Origin of the sequence: Pedobacter immunditicola, from assembly GCF_037482985.1 — a bacterium.
Classification (GTDB): domain Bacteria; phylum Bacteroidota; class Bacteroidia; order Sphingobacteriales; family Sphingobacteriaceae; genus Pedobacter; species Pedobacter immunditicola.
The window spans coordinates 49,355-64,649 of sequence record NZ_JBBHKC010000003.1; the positions used below are offsets into that span (position 1 = coordinate 49,355).

The 15,295-nt window shown below is 39.6% G+C and carries 14 protein-coding genes and 1 riboswitch; of the genes, 8 read left to right on the plus strand and 6 right to left on the minus strand.

The features are described 5' to 3' along the window. Nucleotides 1-13: 13 nt before the first annotated feature. From WG905_RS05190 to WG905_RS05205, 4 genes are all read right to left on the minus strand, one after another. The gene (locus WG905_RS05190; protein ID WP_339590646.1) at nt 14-1,255 is read right to left on the minus strand and encodes a homoserine dehydrogenase; all 1,242 of its coding nucleotides are present in this window, start codon (nt 1,253-1,255) and stop codon (nt 14-16) included. Further along, complete coding sequence (locus tag WG905_RS05195) at nt 1,256-2,314, minus strand: homoserine O-acetyltransferase family protein (protein ID WP_339590647.1); 1,059 nt, start codon at nt 2,312-2,314, stop codon at nt 1,256-1,258. Between the two features lie 18 nt (nt 2,315-2,332). Continuing rightward, nucleotides 2,333-3,655 carry an O-acetylhomoserine aminocarboxypropyltransferase/cysteine synthase family protein gene (locus WG905_RS05200; protein WP_339590648.1) on the minus strand — a complete coding sequence of 441 codons (1,323 nt, stop codon included), beginning with the start codon at nt 3,653-3,655 and terminating at the stop codon, nt 2,333-2,335. A gap of 279 nt (nt 3,656-3,934) precedes the next feature. Beyond that, nucleotides 3,935-4,047, minus strand: a riboswitch (SAM riboswitch). A 126-nt stretch (nt 4,048-4,173) separates the two neighbouring features. Next, nucleotides 4,174-5,301: a trans-sulfuration enzyme family protein gene (locus tag WG905_RS05205; RefSeq protein WP_339590649.1), complete on the minus strand. Its 1,128-nt coding sequence runs from the start codon at nt 5,299-5,301 to the stop codon at nt 4,174-4,176. A 67-nt stretch (nt 5,302-5,368) separates the two neighbouring features. Here WG905_RS05205 and WG905_RS05210 point away from each other — a divergent pair, with 67 nt between their 5' ends. The 6 genes from WG905_RS05210 (at nt 5,369) to WG905_RS05235 (ending at nt 9,468) form a co-directional block, all read left to right on the plus strand. Then, nucleotides 5,369-5,863, plus strand: a complete 495-nt coding sequence (locus WG905_RS05210; RefSeq protein WP_339590650.1) for a hypothetical protein — start codon at nt 5,369-5,371, stop codon at nt 5,861-5,863. A 130-nt stretch (nt 5,864-5,993) separates the two neighbouring features. Then, the gene (gene mqnE, locus WG905_RS05215; RefSeq protein ID WP_339590651.1) at nt 5,994-7,184 is read left to right on the plus strand and encodes an aminofutalosine synthase MqnE; all 1,191 of its coding nucleotides are present in this window, start codon (nt 5,994-5,996) and stop codon (nt 7,182-7,184) included. Then, nucleotides 7,184-7,798 (plus strand): histidine phosphatase family protein, encoded by a 615-nt coding sequence (locus tag WG905_RS05220; protein WP_339590652.1) that lies wholly within the window; start codon nt 7,184-7,186, stop codon nt 7,796-7,798. The genes mqnE and WG905_RS05220 overlap by 1 nt, the downstream gene beginning before the upstream one ends. Nucleotides 7,799-7,804: 6 nt before the next feature. Then, nucleotides 7,805-8,530, plus strand: a complete 726-nt coding sequence (locus WG905_RS05225; protein ID WP_339590653.1) for a menaquinone biosynthetic enzyme MqnA/MqnD family protein — start codon at nt 7,805-7,807, stop codon at nt 8,528-8,530. A gap of 370 nt (nt 8,531-8,900) precedes the next feature. Next, entirely contained in the window at nt 8,901-9,224 is a 324-nt protein-coding gene (locus WG905_RS05230; RefSeq protein ID WP_339590654.1) for a hypothetical protein, read from the plus strand. Nucleotides 9,225-9,339: 115 nt separating this feature from the next. Further along, the gene (locus WG905_RS05235) at nt 9,340-9,468 is read left to right on the plus strand and encodes a hypothetical protein (protein WP_339590655.1); all 129 of its coding nucleotides are present in this window, start codon (nt 9,340-9,342) and stop codon (nt 9,466-9,468) included. Between the two features lie 161 nt (nt 9,469-9,629). On the opposite strand, the gene WG905_RS05240 is transcribed toward WG905_RS05235, so the two are convergent. Both WG905_RS05240 and WG905_RS05245 read right to left on the minus strand, forming a co-directional pair. Beyond that, entirely contained in the window at nt 9,630-10,172 is a 543-nt protein-coding gene (locus WG905_RS05240; protein ID WP_339590656.1) for a hypothetical protein, read from the minus strand. 5 nt (nt 10,173-10,177) lie between these two features. Continuing rightward, entirely contained in the window at nt 10,178-10,738 is a 561-nt protein-coding gene (locus WG905_RS05245) for an RNA polymerase sigma factor (protein WP_339590657.1), read from the minus strand. 365 nt (nt 10,739-11,103) lie between these two features. Between WG905_RS05245 and WG905_RS05250 the strand changes: the two genes are divergently transcribed. Together WG905_RS05250 and mutS are read left to right on the plus strand one after the other, a co-directional pair. After that, nucleotides 11,104-12,447, plus strand: a complete 1,344-nt coding sequence (locus WG905_RS05250; RefSeq protein WP_339590658.1) for an acetylxylan esterase — start codon at nt 11,104-11,106, stop codon at nt 12,445-12,447. A gap of 235 nt (nt 12,448-12,682) precedes the next feature. After that, entirely contained in the window at nt 12,683-15,292 is a 2,610-nt protein-coding gene (gene mutS, locus WG905_RS05255; protein WP_339590659.1) for a DNA mismatch repair protein MutS, read from the plus strand. Nucleotides 15,293-15,295 lie beyond the last annotated feature (3 nt).

Consider the following 15,295-nt stretch of genomic DNA (forward strand, 5'->3'; position numbering starts at 1 on the left):
CAAAAACAAAAAATTAGTTTAAAGCGGCTACTTCCTCCGCAACTGCATCTATTTTTTGCTCGGTATAAGTGTAATTTCCGGTATGTACAATAAAGACATCTTTATTTACCAAAAGATCCCGGTTTTCTATTAACACTTTTAAGCTCACATGACCAATCACGTATTTAAAATCTTCGTTAGAGAATCTTTCTTTAATATTTTCAACCTGAAGTTTTTCTACGGTAGATTCATGCACATAGCGTAAATACACTTCCAGGTTCACGTTATCCGTGTGCACTAACCCATTTTTATGCTGGTATTTTTTATATTCATATTTGTATCCATAACGCAGGGCAGCAATGTCTGATAAAACGGCCGCTCCCGTTGGATGTCCGCCAGCACCTTTTCCAAAAAAGAATTGTTTGTCTGCAAAAGCTGCCTGAACGGTAACGCAATTGTATTCATTCTCTACATTGTAGATGAAATCATCGGCTTTCACAAACTTTGGCAATACGTAAGAAATCACCTGTTGCGTACTGATCTTGCGTGCAGTAGGTACCAGTTTAATTTTGAAGTTCTTCTCTTTAGCATACTGTACATCACTTTCCGATAAGTTCTGGATTCCCACATTAAGGATCTCATCAGGATTGACGAACAAGCCATAGGCATGGGCGGTAGCAATAACCAGCTTGTATTTAGCATCATAGCCACCTACATCCAGGGTGGGATCAGATTCTGCAAAACCTAATTCCTGCGCTTGTTTAAGGGCAAGATTATAATCCATTCCCTCATTGAATATTTTAGATAATATATAATTCGAAGAGCCATTGAATATACCACTGATGCCATGAAGCAGTTCATTGTCGTAATACTCTTCCAGGTTTCGGATGATCGGGATACTTCCACATACTGAACCTTCATATAACAACGATGTACCGTATTTCTCCTGTAGTTCCACTAATTCTGCAAGATGGGTAGCAATCATCTTTTTATTCGCAGAAACCACCTGTTTTCCTGCAATCAATGCTTTTTTTACGATGCGGTAGGCAGCATCAGCATCGTCAATAAGTTCAACTATAGTGTTGATTTCAGGATCATCAAGAAGCTCATCATGGTCCGTTGTAAATAACTTTGCATCAAGATTTCTTTTTTTATCAGGGTTTTTAATAGCGATTTTAATGACCTCAATATTCAGGTCCTGGTCTTTAATAATATCATGCAACCCTTGTCCTACCACACCAAAACCAAATAATCCTATTTTTAGTCTCTTACTCATTTATGCTGTCTTTTGTAATTTTATAATTTTCTTGTTTGTACTGGATTTTAAAAAATTGCCGATTATATTCGTTAACGTATCTGTTTCTATCAAAAACCCATCATGGCCATAGGCCGATTTAATCTGATGAAACTCGGCGTCTTTGATATGGCTGCTGATGAACTGCTGCTCAGAAACTGGGAAAAGAACATCATTTTCGACGCCAATGACCAAGGTATTGGCCTTTACTAAGGCCAGTGCATCAGCTACACTTTTCCTTCCGCGGCCAACATTGTGACTGTCCATCGCTTTACTTAGGTACCAGTAGCTATACGCATTGAAGCGTTTACAAAGCTTATCGCCCTGGTAGCACTGGTAAGAAGAGGCCCTGAAATTTGTAGTTTTATCATTATCAGTCTCTATTTGTGTGGTGCTATAGGCGTCATAGGTACGGTAAGATAACAAGGCAATGCTCCTGGCCACTTTCATCCCTTTTAAACCACCATCAGGTTGCTGTGCATAGAAAGTGCGGTCTGTTGTAATGGCCAGGCGCTGACTCTCATTAAAGGCAATACCCCATGGCGAATGCACGGCATTAGTGGCCACAACAATCAGGTTTTCAAATTTTTGAGGCTCCATGATGGACCATTCCAGCGCTTGTTGTCCGCCAAGCGAACCGCCAATCAACACTTTCACCTGCTTAATGGCTAGATGATCAGCTAAAAGGCCGTGCGCCGTCACCAAATCCCTTACTGTAAATTCAGGAAAGGAAAGATAAAAAGGCTGTCCGGTAACCGGATTGATGCTCAATGGATTTGTACTGCCGTAATGAGAACCGATAATATTTGCACAGATAATAAAGTGTTCTTTCGGATTAAAAAGGTCATTATCTCCAAAAAGGCCTTTCCACCAGTCAAGTACATCAGAATTTGCTGTCAGTGCATGACAAGCCCAGATTACATTATCTTTCTTAGCATTTAATTTACCATAAGTTTGATAAGCAATTTCCAGTCCTCTGAGTTTCTTGCCGCTTTCTAATGTAAAGATTTTTGGGTATTTATAGGTGTTAATCGTACTCATTGTTATGCTTGTATATTTTTAGGCGGGTTGTTCCAGGCGCAGTTTAATTTTTTGAAATGCCTGTTCAAAATCTGCTTTAATATCATCGATGTGTTCTATGCCCACAGAAACACGAAGTTGCGTTGGTGTTACCCCTGCAGCAGCTTGTTCCTCGTCACTTAATTGCTGATGAGTTGTTGCCGAAGGCTGTATGATCAATGTTTTGGCATCTCCCATATTTGCCAGGTGACTAACCAGTTTAAGGTTGTCTACAATGCCGGTTACTTCTTCTTTTGTTCCATTCAGTTCAAAGGACAACACCGCTCCGAACCCATTTTTTAAGTATTTCTTAGCAATGGTATGGTAAGGACTGCTTTCCAGGCCAGGGTAACTTACCGATTTTACCACCGGTTGCTTTTCAAGCCAGGATGCCAGTTCCAGTGTGTTTTCCACATGACGCTGTACTCTTAACGATAAAGTTTCCAGTCCTTGTATCAGCAGGAAGGAATTAAATGGAGATAGGGAAGGGCCAAAATCCCTTAAACCTTCTACACGTGCACGGATGGCGAACTGAATATTTCCAAAAGGACCTTCAGGACCAAAGACATCACTGAATACCAAACCATGATAACCTTCAGAAGGACTTGAAAATTGAGGATATTTTCCATTGCCCCAGTTATAATTACCACCGTCAACAATGATACCGCCAATACTGTTACCATGTCCGCCGATCCATTTGGTTGCAGAAGCAACAACAACATGTGCACCGTGTTCCAAAGGACGGAATAAGTAACCTGCCGCACCAAAAGTGTTATCTACCACTACAGGAAGATCGTGTTTGTTGGCAATGGCGGCAATTTTTTCAAAGTCAGGGATACTGAAAGAAGGGTTACCTACGGTTTCAAGGAAAATAGCCTTTGTTTTGTCATCAATCAGGGCAGTAATTTTTTCGGGGTGGTCTATATCCACAAAGCGAACCTCAATGCCTAAGCGTTTGAAAGCTACTTTAAACTGGTTGTAAGTACCACCATATAAATGCGAGGAAGAAATAAAGTTGTCCCCGGATTCAAGGATATTGTTCAATGCAATGAATTGCGCTGCCTGGCCAGAAGCCACGGCTACGGCTGCAACGCCACCTTCCAATGCGGCAATTCTTTTCTCGAAAACATCAGTAGTGGGATTCATGATCCGGGTATAGATATTTCCGAATTCCTTTAAGGCAAAAAGGTTGGCGCCATGCTCAGAGTTCTTGAAGACATAAGAACTGGTCTGGTAAATTGGAACAGCTCTTGAACCTGTAGTAGGGTCAGCTTCTTGTCCAGCATGCAATTGTAAGGTTTCGAATTTATAGGTTGTTGACATATTATTTTAAGTTTTAAATAAATCAAAATTGTTGTGATTATGCCTTTGTAATTCAAAGCGCATTAGAGAAAAAGCGTACCTTCTGTGAGAAGGCCTTCCAGATTGATTTACAGCAATGAGGAAGATTTTTAATTCTAGTGTATGCTGCAGCACATACAAACAGGCTGCGGGCAACAACAAAAAGAAGTACGGCTTAAAATAACCGGTAAAGTTTGGTTTGGAGACTTGAGTTTTTCGCTAGAGCGGATAAGACTTTTGTTAAGTTTCATTTTTTGTTTTAATTTATCTTTCCATTTAACACCCGTTATCTGGTCAGGATTTGGCACCTTCTTCCCGTTGGTAGGGTTGCCAGTGGGTCATGGAGCCTGTCTCTCGCCACTTCTTTATAAATCAAACTCTATACGAGTATTGACTTGTTCAGCATTAATCAGCCGATATAACAAATGTAGGGAATAAAAATTAATTGCAAAATTATATTCTGAATAATTTCCTGTTAATCCCCTGTTAAGCAAATTTAATTAGGCATGCGCTGTTGCCAGTGCCTGCTCAAGGTCAGCAATGAGGTCATCTATATGTTCCAGTCCCGCAGAGATCCTGATCAGGTTTACCGGAGTCTTTGTATCCGGTCCTTCGATTGATGCGCGGTGCTCAATCAGGCTTTCAACACCTCCTAAGCTGGTTGCCTGGGCAAAAAGTTGTACTTTGTTCACCACTTTCCTGGCTTCTTCGGCTCCGCCTTTCACCAAAACAGATAACATGCCACCGAAATCGCTCATTTGCTTTTTAGCAATTTCATGTTGCGGGTGGGAAGGCAGGCCCGGATAGTAAACCGCTTCAATTTGCGGATGATTCTCCAGATACCTGGCTAATGCCATGCCATTGGCACAATGTCCGCGCATACGGTAAGGCAAAGTTTTAATACTTCTCAACAGCAGAAAACAATCGAAGGGCGCGGAAACGGCACCACCTGTTTGCTGTATATTTTTAATTTTTTCCCAGAACTCATCTTTCCTTGCTGTAATTAACGCACCTCCCAACACATCACTATGGCCACCGATGTATTTTGTAGTGGAATGCATGACCACATCTGCGCCTAATTCGATTGGGTTTTGTAAACACGGAGAGGCAAAGGTACTGTCGCAAGCCATCATCAGTCCATGTTTTTTGCAAATCGCTGATACAGCGCTCAGGTCTGTAATTTTTAGCAATGGATTTGATGGCGTTTCCACCCAAATCATCACGGTGCTTGGCTTTATATAACGTTCAATTTCTGTCGTATTGGTTAAGTCTACAAAGTCAATTTCGAGAGTGTCTTTAAAAATAGACTGTAATTGTTTCTTGAAACCCCAATACATATCGTCTGGCGCAATGATGTGATTACCAGGAGTTAAGGCTTGAAAGATGGCCATTCCTGCCGTATTTCCCGAGGAAAAAGCACAAGCATCAGCACCTTTATCCAGTTGAGATAGTACATTTTCAAGGGCACTTCTATTAGGATTACTCACCCTGCTATACATATGCCCACCTGTATAACCACCTTCTTCATTTCTCAAGAAAGTTGTAGAAAGACTGATGGCTGGGGTAACATCTCCGGTAGCACTTTGATTGATGTTTCCGCTATGTATGGCAATGGTTTCGGTTTTCATAGAATTATATTATACGTTTTATACGTTTTGGCAGGGTTTGTGTATTCGGTATTTCAAATACAAGTATATGAAAAGAATATTATTTATAGCAGCCATTATTTGCAGTTCAATGTTGGTTTTGCAAAGTTGCTCCACGACCAAAGGTACTTCCGCTTCATCTAATTTAAAAAGAGGTAACGTTACAGGTGACTGGGTATTAAGTGATGTAACTTTTGAAAAAGTACCTGCAATAGCGGTAAGGTCGTTGTTTGATGAAGCTTCTTATAAATGTTTTATCGGCAGTACATGGAAATTAACGAATAGTGGAAATGGAAGCTATACCCTGCCAGGTGGCAACGAGTGTGCAGCAGCTACACAGAGCATCTTCTGGTCGGTAAGCACAGCTGATGAAACCTTTCAGTTTAAGAAAATCTACGAAGGAGATAAAGCCAAGAATGTTAACAGTGGTTACAGATTGGTACTTGCATCAGCTACAGGCGATAATTTAGTATTAAAATCTCCAATAGAATACGGTAATACGACCGCATATGTTGTTTTGAATTTTACAAAGTCCGCAAAATAGTTTTTTAGTAAGTTTGGTTTAGGTAAGAAAGGGGCTTTTGCGAGCCCCTTTTTTGGTTCTTTTACTTTATAAAAACAATGAATATCGCAATTTTACGTTACTTTGCTGTCAATAGCTCAGAGATCAAACTATGGATACTGCAAAATTGACTTTACTTTTCGATGACCCTAATTTATCGCAACCCCTAAAAGAGATTGCCAGAAAAGTACAGCATAAAGAAAGAATTACTTTTGATGATGGTGTTTACTTATACCAGCATGCCGAACTTGGTTATTTAGGAGTTCTGGCGAACCATATACGTGAAGAAAGACATGGCGATCATACCTTCTTTAACCGTAATTTTCATATAGAACCCACCAACCTTTGTGTTTACGATTGCAAGTTCTGTTCCTACTCCCGCTTAATTAAGCAAAAAGAGGAAGGCTGGGAGATGACCGTTGATGCCATGATCGAAGCATTGAAGAAATACGACAATGAGCCGGTTACTGAAGTTCATGTGACCGGGGGTGTGGTACCTAAACAAAACCTGGATTTCTACGCCGAATTTTTCAGGCGTTCAAAAGCCCACCGACCTGATTTACACATCAAGGCCTTAACACCGGTAGAGTATTATTACATCTTTAAAAAAGCAAAATTAACACATTATGAGGGTATGAAATACCTTCATGAAGCCGGTTTAGATTCTATGCCGGGTGGGGGTGCAGAGATTTTCCATCCCGAAGTGCGGGAGAAAATTGCCCATGATAAATGTAATGCCGAACAATGGCTTGATATTCATGAACAAGCACATTCCCTGGGCATGCGCAGCAATGCGACCATGTTATATGGTCATATTGAAGAGTACTGGCATCGTGTAGACCATATGGAGCGCCTGCGACAGTTACAAGACAAAACAGGTGGTTTCCAAGCATTTATTCCTTTGAAATTCAGGAATCAAAACAACCAGATGGACCATGTGCCTGAAGTTTCTGTGATTGAAGACCTGCGCAATTACGCCATCGCCAGGATTTACATGGATAATTTCGACCATATCAAAGCTTACTGGGCCATGATCAGTCGCCAGACTGCACAGCTGTCCCTTAATTTTGGGGTGGATGATATTGATGGCACACTGGATGATACCACAAAAATTTATTCCATGGCCGGTGCTGAAGAACAAAGTCCGGGTATGAGTACCCAGGAACTTGTGGAGTTGATTAAACAAGTAAAACGTAAACCCATAGAGCGCGACACCCTGTATAATGTAGTTACTGACTATACAGATGTTGAATTTGAAAATACGGCTAAACCTCAGTTCTATAAACTTCCTGTTATCAATTAATGGGGAAGACTTTATACATTGTCAGGCATGGAGAAACCGAGTTGAATAAACACGGAATAGTACAGGGCAGGGGAATAAACAGCGATTTGAATGATACCGGAAGGGCACAGGCAGCAGCGTTATATGAACATCATCAGCATGTGCCTTTTGATAAAATATACACCTCTACCTTAAAACGTACCCACCAAACCGTGGCATCTTTTATTGATGCGGGGATCCCCTGGGAACAACTTAGCGGTCTGGATGAACTGGCCTGGGGCGAGTGGGAAGGTAAAGCGGCTTCAACAGAATCTTTGCTGTTTTTCAGGAACTTAACCGAGAAATGGTTGGCGAGGAATTATGATGCCAAATGCGTTGATGGTGAAAGTCCTAACGAGGTGGCCGTCAGGCTGCTGGAAGCCATGAAAGTGATCATGAGCCGAAAGAAGGAAGAAGTGGTACTGATCTGTATGCACGGACGGGCTATGCGTTTGCTTTTATGCCTCCTTACCCGCAAACCTATTTGTGCGATGTCAAAATTTCCCCATAAAAACACCACGCTTTACAAACTAACCTTATCTGGCGATAAATTCATTATCAAAGACTTTAATAATATCGATCATTTAAAAAGTTAATCTATCTTGAACAAAATAAAAATTTCAGCAGTCTGCTATACCAATACCAAACCTTTTATCTACGGAATAGAACATTCGGATGTCATCAATAAAATTGAACTGAGCCTGGATATCCCGACAGATTGTGCCGCTAAAGTTATTGACGGACAGGTGGATATCGGTTTGATGCCGGTTGCTGCTTTTCCTTTAGTACCCAATGGAAACTTGATTGGTGGGTATTGTATTGGTTCTGTAGGTGCTGTTAATTCTGTATTCATTTTCAGTAAGGTTCCTGTGGCTCAAATCGAAACCCTGCGTTTGGATAGTCACTCGCGCACATCAAACAACCTGGCCAGGGTATTGCTAAAATTTTACTGGAAGCAGGATATTACCTTTACTACGGACAGTGAGGCAGAAACTGACGCCATTGTTTTAATTGGCGATAGAACCTTTGGCAAAAAAAGAGAATATGCCTATAGCTATGACCTGGGGGAGGAATGGATGAACTTTACTGGTTTACCTTTCATGTATGCGGCATGGATAGCCAATAAAAATATCCCTGAAGATTTTATACAGGAGTTTAATGAGGCATTGAAATCTGGCCTGGAGCACAGACAGGAATTGCTGAAAGATTTACCGGAAATTGACCATTTCGATATGGAGGATTACATGATGAATAAGCTTAACTTCGAGCTGACTGATGAGAAGAGAGAAGCGATGACCTTGTTTTTGTCTTATATCGAACGCCTGTAGTTCTCTTATGCTGTAAAGACGTCATCCCTGGCAGTTACTTGAGTCGGGGTTAGGAGCGGTTTTCCGGTACGAGGTCGGTAGCAGGTCGGTCGGAGGTCGCTGTGAGTAAGGCCTTACTTTCTAGTGTTCGTTGGGTTTAGGGTAACTGGTTTACTTCGTTATCATAAGTTTACATGAGGGTCAAATTCCAGAGATGATCGTCATATTTTTAGTGTTTATCGTCATGTAAGCCTCATTAAACAGTTGGCGGCAAATTTTTTAAATTGGAGATACATATCTTAGCATTTTCCAGTAACAAATCAATCGTAATTAATGAAACCATCATCAGCTGATGATAGTTTCACTACCTTAAAATAACAATACCATATCAATGAAAAAAGCAATTCCTTTTTTAATTTTCGTACTTTTTATAACAGCAGGGTGTAACAGTCAAAATGCTGAAGATGCAGTGAATGGCTATGTTTCAGAAACATTGAAGGACTTCAAAGATGGACTCCCTAATGAATTAAAACAGTTAGATTCTTTAATCAACGACAGCACAGCAATCAAGCGGAAAATTGCAGAAACAACTAATCTGGATTCTTTGAAAAAATACAAGGAGCTTTTAAAGGAGGCTAAAAACGGAGTGCAGAAAGATATCTCATCAATTGATTCCGTTGGTTCGGAAATCAAGCGAAAATTGGAATTTAATTAATAAGGGCTTCATCACTGTTAACTAACAATTGTATGTCTTCATAACTTTTGTAAGTAAATGACTGGATGCGAATAAGTATTTAATAATCTTTTAAATACTCCATAAAGCTATGGTTATGGCAGGAGACATTCGATATGTTAGAAACAAATATATTGAGCTGGCCGATGAGATGAAACTAGATTATTCCAAGGATGTCTTTGGCGAAATAGTGAGTTCGGAAGATGGATGCGGAGTAAAAATATAATTGAAAAGATAGGTATGACTTTATTTGTACATGCCGGCATTAGCGACGAGATACTTGAAAAACAATTGACTATCAGCGAGATTAATTGAAAATAAGAAGTTTTATGAAGTAAGCGATAATGGATTAAAACGACTTATTATTAACTAGTTTCCCACGCTACTTCAATTGAATGATTTTATTGAATTATCCAGACTTTTCAGGCGTTTAGCCCATATTTTAAATGATAACAAAAGTTGAACTATAAATATGGAGATAATAACAGCCAAAAAGACATACTTACTCTTGTTAAAGCTTAATCCATAGGTAAAAAACAACAAAAGTCCCAATAAGTAAATTTGTCTCGACGCAACGGAAACTGTGGCGTAAACTTTAACCTTAGCTAGGTAGTTTTTTAGCGATTCATGGATATTGGCCCCCTTCACAAGATACTTTGCCATACGATAACCCATTAGGTTATGAATAAGCGGCAGAAGGATAGAAAAAATGAGCAGGATATTGACCCATAATGGTTTCAAATGTCCATCAAACATGGTATAATAGCACAATAAGAAAATACCCCATCCAATGATTTCTATGGTGAACTGTTTCCTGATACCCTTCAAAACCGGATGCTTGTTTTCTATTAACATTTTTTGAATTTCCAGCGTTGAAATTGTTGGTGTTTTTACCGTATTCCATGTAGATTTTAATTCGTTGAGTTCCATATTTCTTAGATTAAAATTTTCTGAATTTTTATTTTTATCCTGTTAAGCTTAACACCAACATAATTTTCACTAATGCCGATAACATCTGCTATCTGTTGATAACTCAAATCTTCCAGGTACAACGTGATAATGGCTTTATCGCCATCATCAAGTTGTTTTAAAGCGCCAAATAAACGTTCTTGCCGTATGGCTAGTTCTTCGCATGGCTGTTCTTCCGGAAGATCAGGTAAAACAGGGTAGTATTCAATTGTTCGTTTCTTTTTACGAAAAGTTGCTATTGCGGTATTCAGTGCAATGCGATAAATCCAGGTACTTACTTTTGCATCGTTCTTAAAAGCTTGATGGGATTTCCAAAGTTGAAAAGTAATCTCTTGAAAAAGATCTTCCCGGTCTTCCCGAATGTCCCGATATAAGCGACATATTTTATGGATGATTCCCTGATGTTCTTTAATAAGTGATAAAAATTGTGTTTCATCCATATTTATTTTATTAAAAGTAAGGGTTTGAAGTAAATTGCCATCTGTGATAGTAAGTAATTTTATCACGCCAATGATTTTCTGAAACACTGCTTTTCCATTTTAGCCAATTCATATTTTCTAATTTCACTTATAAGTTGCTGAAGTGTTTGAAAACTTACAGAATGCGCAAATAACTTCAAATATTGATATATAATATCATTTGACCTCGTTTATGGATAAGGTGACACAGCTGAATCCTGAATTTTGTCTTTTTTCTACCTACACTATTCTCAATAATAAAGTTGGAAATAAAAAAATGAATAACGATATTCGGTTACGTACACGGAAAGCTTTTTGACAACGATTTTACGGCGCCGACGAGTGAGCTTGCTTATCAATGGCTGAAGACCTGATTTAAAAAGTGAAGGATTTCAGAACAGGATTTTATAAATTACTCAGTTAAAAATATGAAAATGTTAAAATTAAATCGATTTAAAAAATACACTTTAGGACTTTTTTTATTAATATTTCCCTTTCTATCCTATGCTCAAAATCTGGTTGATTCTGTTGATAAAAAGCCAGCTGAAATCGAGATTATTGTAACGGCAGATCATGTAGACTGGACTTATAAAACAGGTGAGAATGTTAATTTTAAGGTTTCAGTTAGGGGAAAACAATTGGAAGATTTGAAGATATCCTATGAAATCGGCCCTGAAAAAATGGCTGCTGGAAAAAAGGGGACACTTATTTTAGCGAACGGAATTGGAACAATTACTGCAGGAACGATGAAAAGTCCTGGGTTTCTTCGGTGTATTGTAAGTGCCAAAGTAAATAACAAGGTTTATACGGGCTTTGCAACTGCTGGTTTTGAACCGGAAAAAATACGTGCTACAGCTGAAGTCCCGAATGGGTTTTTAAGTTTTTGGAATAAAGCTAAGGCCGATGCTGCTCGAATCCCATTAAATACTCAAATGAACCTTATAACTGAACGGTCGGGCGGAGATGTTAATGTATATCGTGTTAGCTTTCAAAATAATCAGTTAAATTCAAGAATTTATGGGATTTTATGTATTCCTAAAAAAGAGGGGAAGTACCCGGCGTTTATTCGTTTTCCCGGAGCTGGTGTAAGATCATACAATGGTGGTGGTTCGTTGTCGTTGGCTACTGAAGGAATGATCACCCTGGATATCGGCATTCATGGAATCCCCATTAATTTGGATGCCGAAGTATATAATGGTTTACTTCAGGGCGCTTTATCTGGCTATCCGCTTTTCAATCTTGATAACCCGGACCAGTATTATTTTAAACGTGTTATTCAGGGATGTTTAAAATCTGTTGATTTAATTTATAGTTTGCCTCAGTTTGATGGATCCACTCTTGCAGTAATGGGTTCAAGTCAAGGCGGAGCCCTTTCCATTATTACCACTGCATTAGATTCGCGGATTAAATATCTTGTGGCATTATGCCCCGCATTGAGCGATCTAACCGGGTATTTGCATGGCAGGGCAGGAGGCTGGCCTCACATGTTTAGCCCCACTAACATCGAAATTCATGGTACTCCAGGAAAAATTAAAACGTCATCTTTCTACGATGTGGCGAATTTTGCCCGATTAATAAAAGTACCTGGGTTCTATTCATGGGGATTTAACGATGAAACAACGCCTCCCACTTCAACTTATGCTGTATATAATAATATCTCAGCGCCTAAAGAATTATTTATTGTTCCCGAAGGAAGACATAAGATTTATCAGCAACAGCGTGAAAAATATACGAGCTGGATACTTGAAAAAGCAAGAGTTACTGCGGCATTAAAATAACTAAGTTAGTCATATTTATATTGACCAAAACGCTAACTCTTGCCTGTAAATTGGAAATCAATTTTCAATTCCCCAAATATTGATTAATGATTGCAGCGAAATGATGTTTAAACTACACCATTTCTTAAATTTGGCTTTTTTCAAAAGAAAACCATAAAGCATTAAAATTTTCAACAAAGTACGAAGCCTTCCAACGAAGATAGTATCTTTACGATTTTGTAATTAGAATCATATTTTGGCCAAAGATAAAAGTAAAGAAACACCATTAATGCAACAGTACAATGCTATTAAAGTAAAGTATCCAGGTGCATTATTATTGTTTAGAGTAGGAGATTTTTATGAAACATTTGGTGAGGATGCTGTAAAAACTTCACAAATTTTAGGGATCGTTTTAACCCGGCGGGGAAATGGCCCGGGCGGTCATATCGAACTGGCAGGTTTTCCTCATCATTCTCTCGAAACTTACCTTTCAAAATTGGTTCGCGCCGGTCAGCGTGTTGCCATCTGTGATCAGCTCGAAGATCCAAAAACGACTAAAACCATTGTCAAACGCGGCGTTACCGAGTTGGTTACACCAGGTGTGGCATATAACGATAATATCCTCAGCCAGAAATCCAATAATTACCTGGCTGCAGTAACCTTTGATAAAAATAACTATGGTGTTTCGCTGCTGGACATCTCCACGGGTGAATTTTTAGTGGCCCAGGGCAATGCAGAATATATTGATAAGGTGCTTCAGGGCTTTAAGCCAACGGAAGTAGTCTTTCAAAAAAGTAAAAGAAAAGAGTTTCTCGAACTTTTCGGCGACAAGTTTTATACTTTTCATCTTGATGACTGGGCCTTTACCACAGATTATGCCAACGAGATTTTAAACAAACATTTTGAGGTAAGTTCCTTAAAAGGTTTTGGTGTAGATAAATTACAGCTGGGCATCATCGCTGCGGGTGTGGTATTGCATTACTTAAATGAAACCGAACACCGTAATTTAAAGCATATATCCTCCTTATCAAGATTGGAGGAAGAAAGATTCATGTGGCTGGATCGTTTCACCATCCGAAACCTGGAACTGGTGAGTTCGCCGCACGACAATGCCGTTACCTTATTTGATATCCTGGATCAAACCAGTACACCCATGGGGGCTCGCATGCTGCATAAGTGGATCATCATGCCGCTTAAAGAATTAAAGCCTATCCAGGAGCGACTGGGGATGGTGGAATTTTTAGTGGGGAACCAGGAGCTCGTACAGGAGCTTTTAAATCATATCAAACAAATCGGTGACCTGGAAAGGTTAATTTCCAAGGTGGGTTTACAAAAGGTTGGTCCCCGGGAACTGTGCCAGTTAAAAAAGGCACTATACCATATCGAAGAGATCAAGAAAGTGACCCGTCAAAGTAACAACCCTTTCTTGAATATCATTGCCGATCAGTTAAACCCTTGTTTATCTATTCGCGAGCGGTTGGAGCGTGAGCTTTTCCCTGATCCTCCAGCTGTGCTGATTAAAGGAAATGTGATTGCTGATGGTATAGATGAAGAACTTGACCGTTTACGTAAAATTTCTTTTCATGGCAAAGATTACCTGGTGGAAATTCAAAAAAGAGAAGCTGCTGCAACAGGAATTCCTTCCCTGAAAATAGCTTTTAACAATGTTTTCGGTTATTACCTTGAAGTTACGCATACCCATAAAGATAAAGTTCCTGCAGACTGGTTAAGGAAACAAACGCTTGTCAACGCAGAACGATATATTACACCGGAGCTCAAGGAATATGAAGAGCAGATCCTCGGTGCAGAAGAGAAAATTTTGCAGATAGAGATCCGCCTCTACAACGAACTGATGTACCAGGTGGCCACCTATATTAAACCGATACAACTCAATGCCTTCCTGATTGCACAACTGGATGTTTTGCTGTGCTTTGCACAACTGGCTGTTAACAACCATTATGTGAAGCCTGAGTTAAGCATCAGTAAAGTGCTGGATATTAAAGGCGGGCGGCACCCGGTCATCGAAAAGAGATTAGCCGTTGGCGAAGAATACATCACCAACGATGTGTTCCTGGACAATGACAGTCAGCAGATCATCATCATCACCGGACCGAATATGTCGGGTAAATCGGCTATTTTAAGGCAAACCGGACTCATTGTGCTGATGGCGCAAATGGGCTGCTTTGTGCCTGCTAAATCTGCTGCCATTGGTTTGGTCGACAAGATCTTTACACGGGTAGGGGCATCTGATAATTTATCATCCGGCGAAAGTACATTCATGGTGGAGATGAATGAAACAGCCAGTATCCTAAACAATATTTCTGAACACAGCCTAATTTTACTGGATGAAATAGGAAGGGGTACCAGTACTTATGATGGCATTTCCATCGCCTGGTCTATTGCCGAGTTTTTGCATACCCATCCAACTGCAAGGCCAAAAACTTTATTTGCAACGCACTATCATGAATTGAATGAGCTTGCAAATACGATGAACCGAATTAAAAATTTTAACGTCTCCATTAAAGAAGTTGGAAATAGAATCATTTTTCTGCGTAAATTAGTGCCTGGTGGCAGTGAGCATAGTTTTGGTATTCATGTAGCAAAAATGGCCGGCATGCCACCTAAACTGATTTCAAGAGCAAATGAAATCCTTAAGAAACTGGAACTCGACCGCACAGAGGGACAGAGTATAAAAGACAGCATTAAGAAAGTACAAAACCAGGCTTATCAATTGCATATGTTTGCCATAGATGATCCTGTACTCGTAAAAATCCGGGATATGCTGAATAACCTGGATGTAAATGTTTTAACTCCGGTGGAAGCTTTGCTTAAACTGGATGAAATTCAAAGGGTAATTAAACAATAAAGA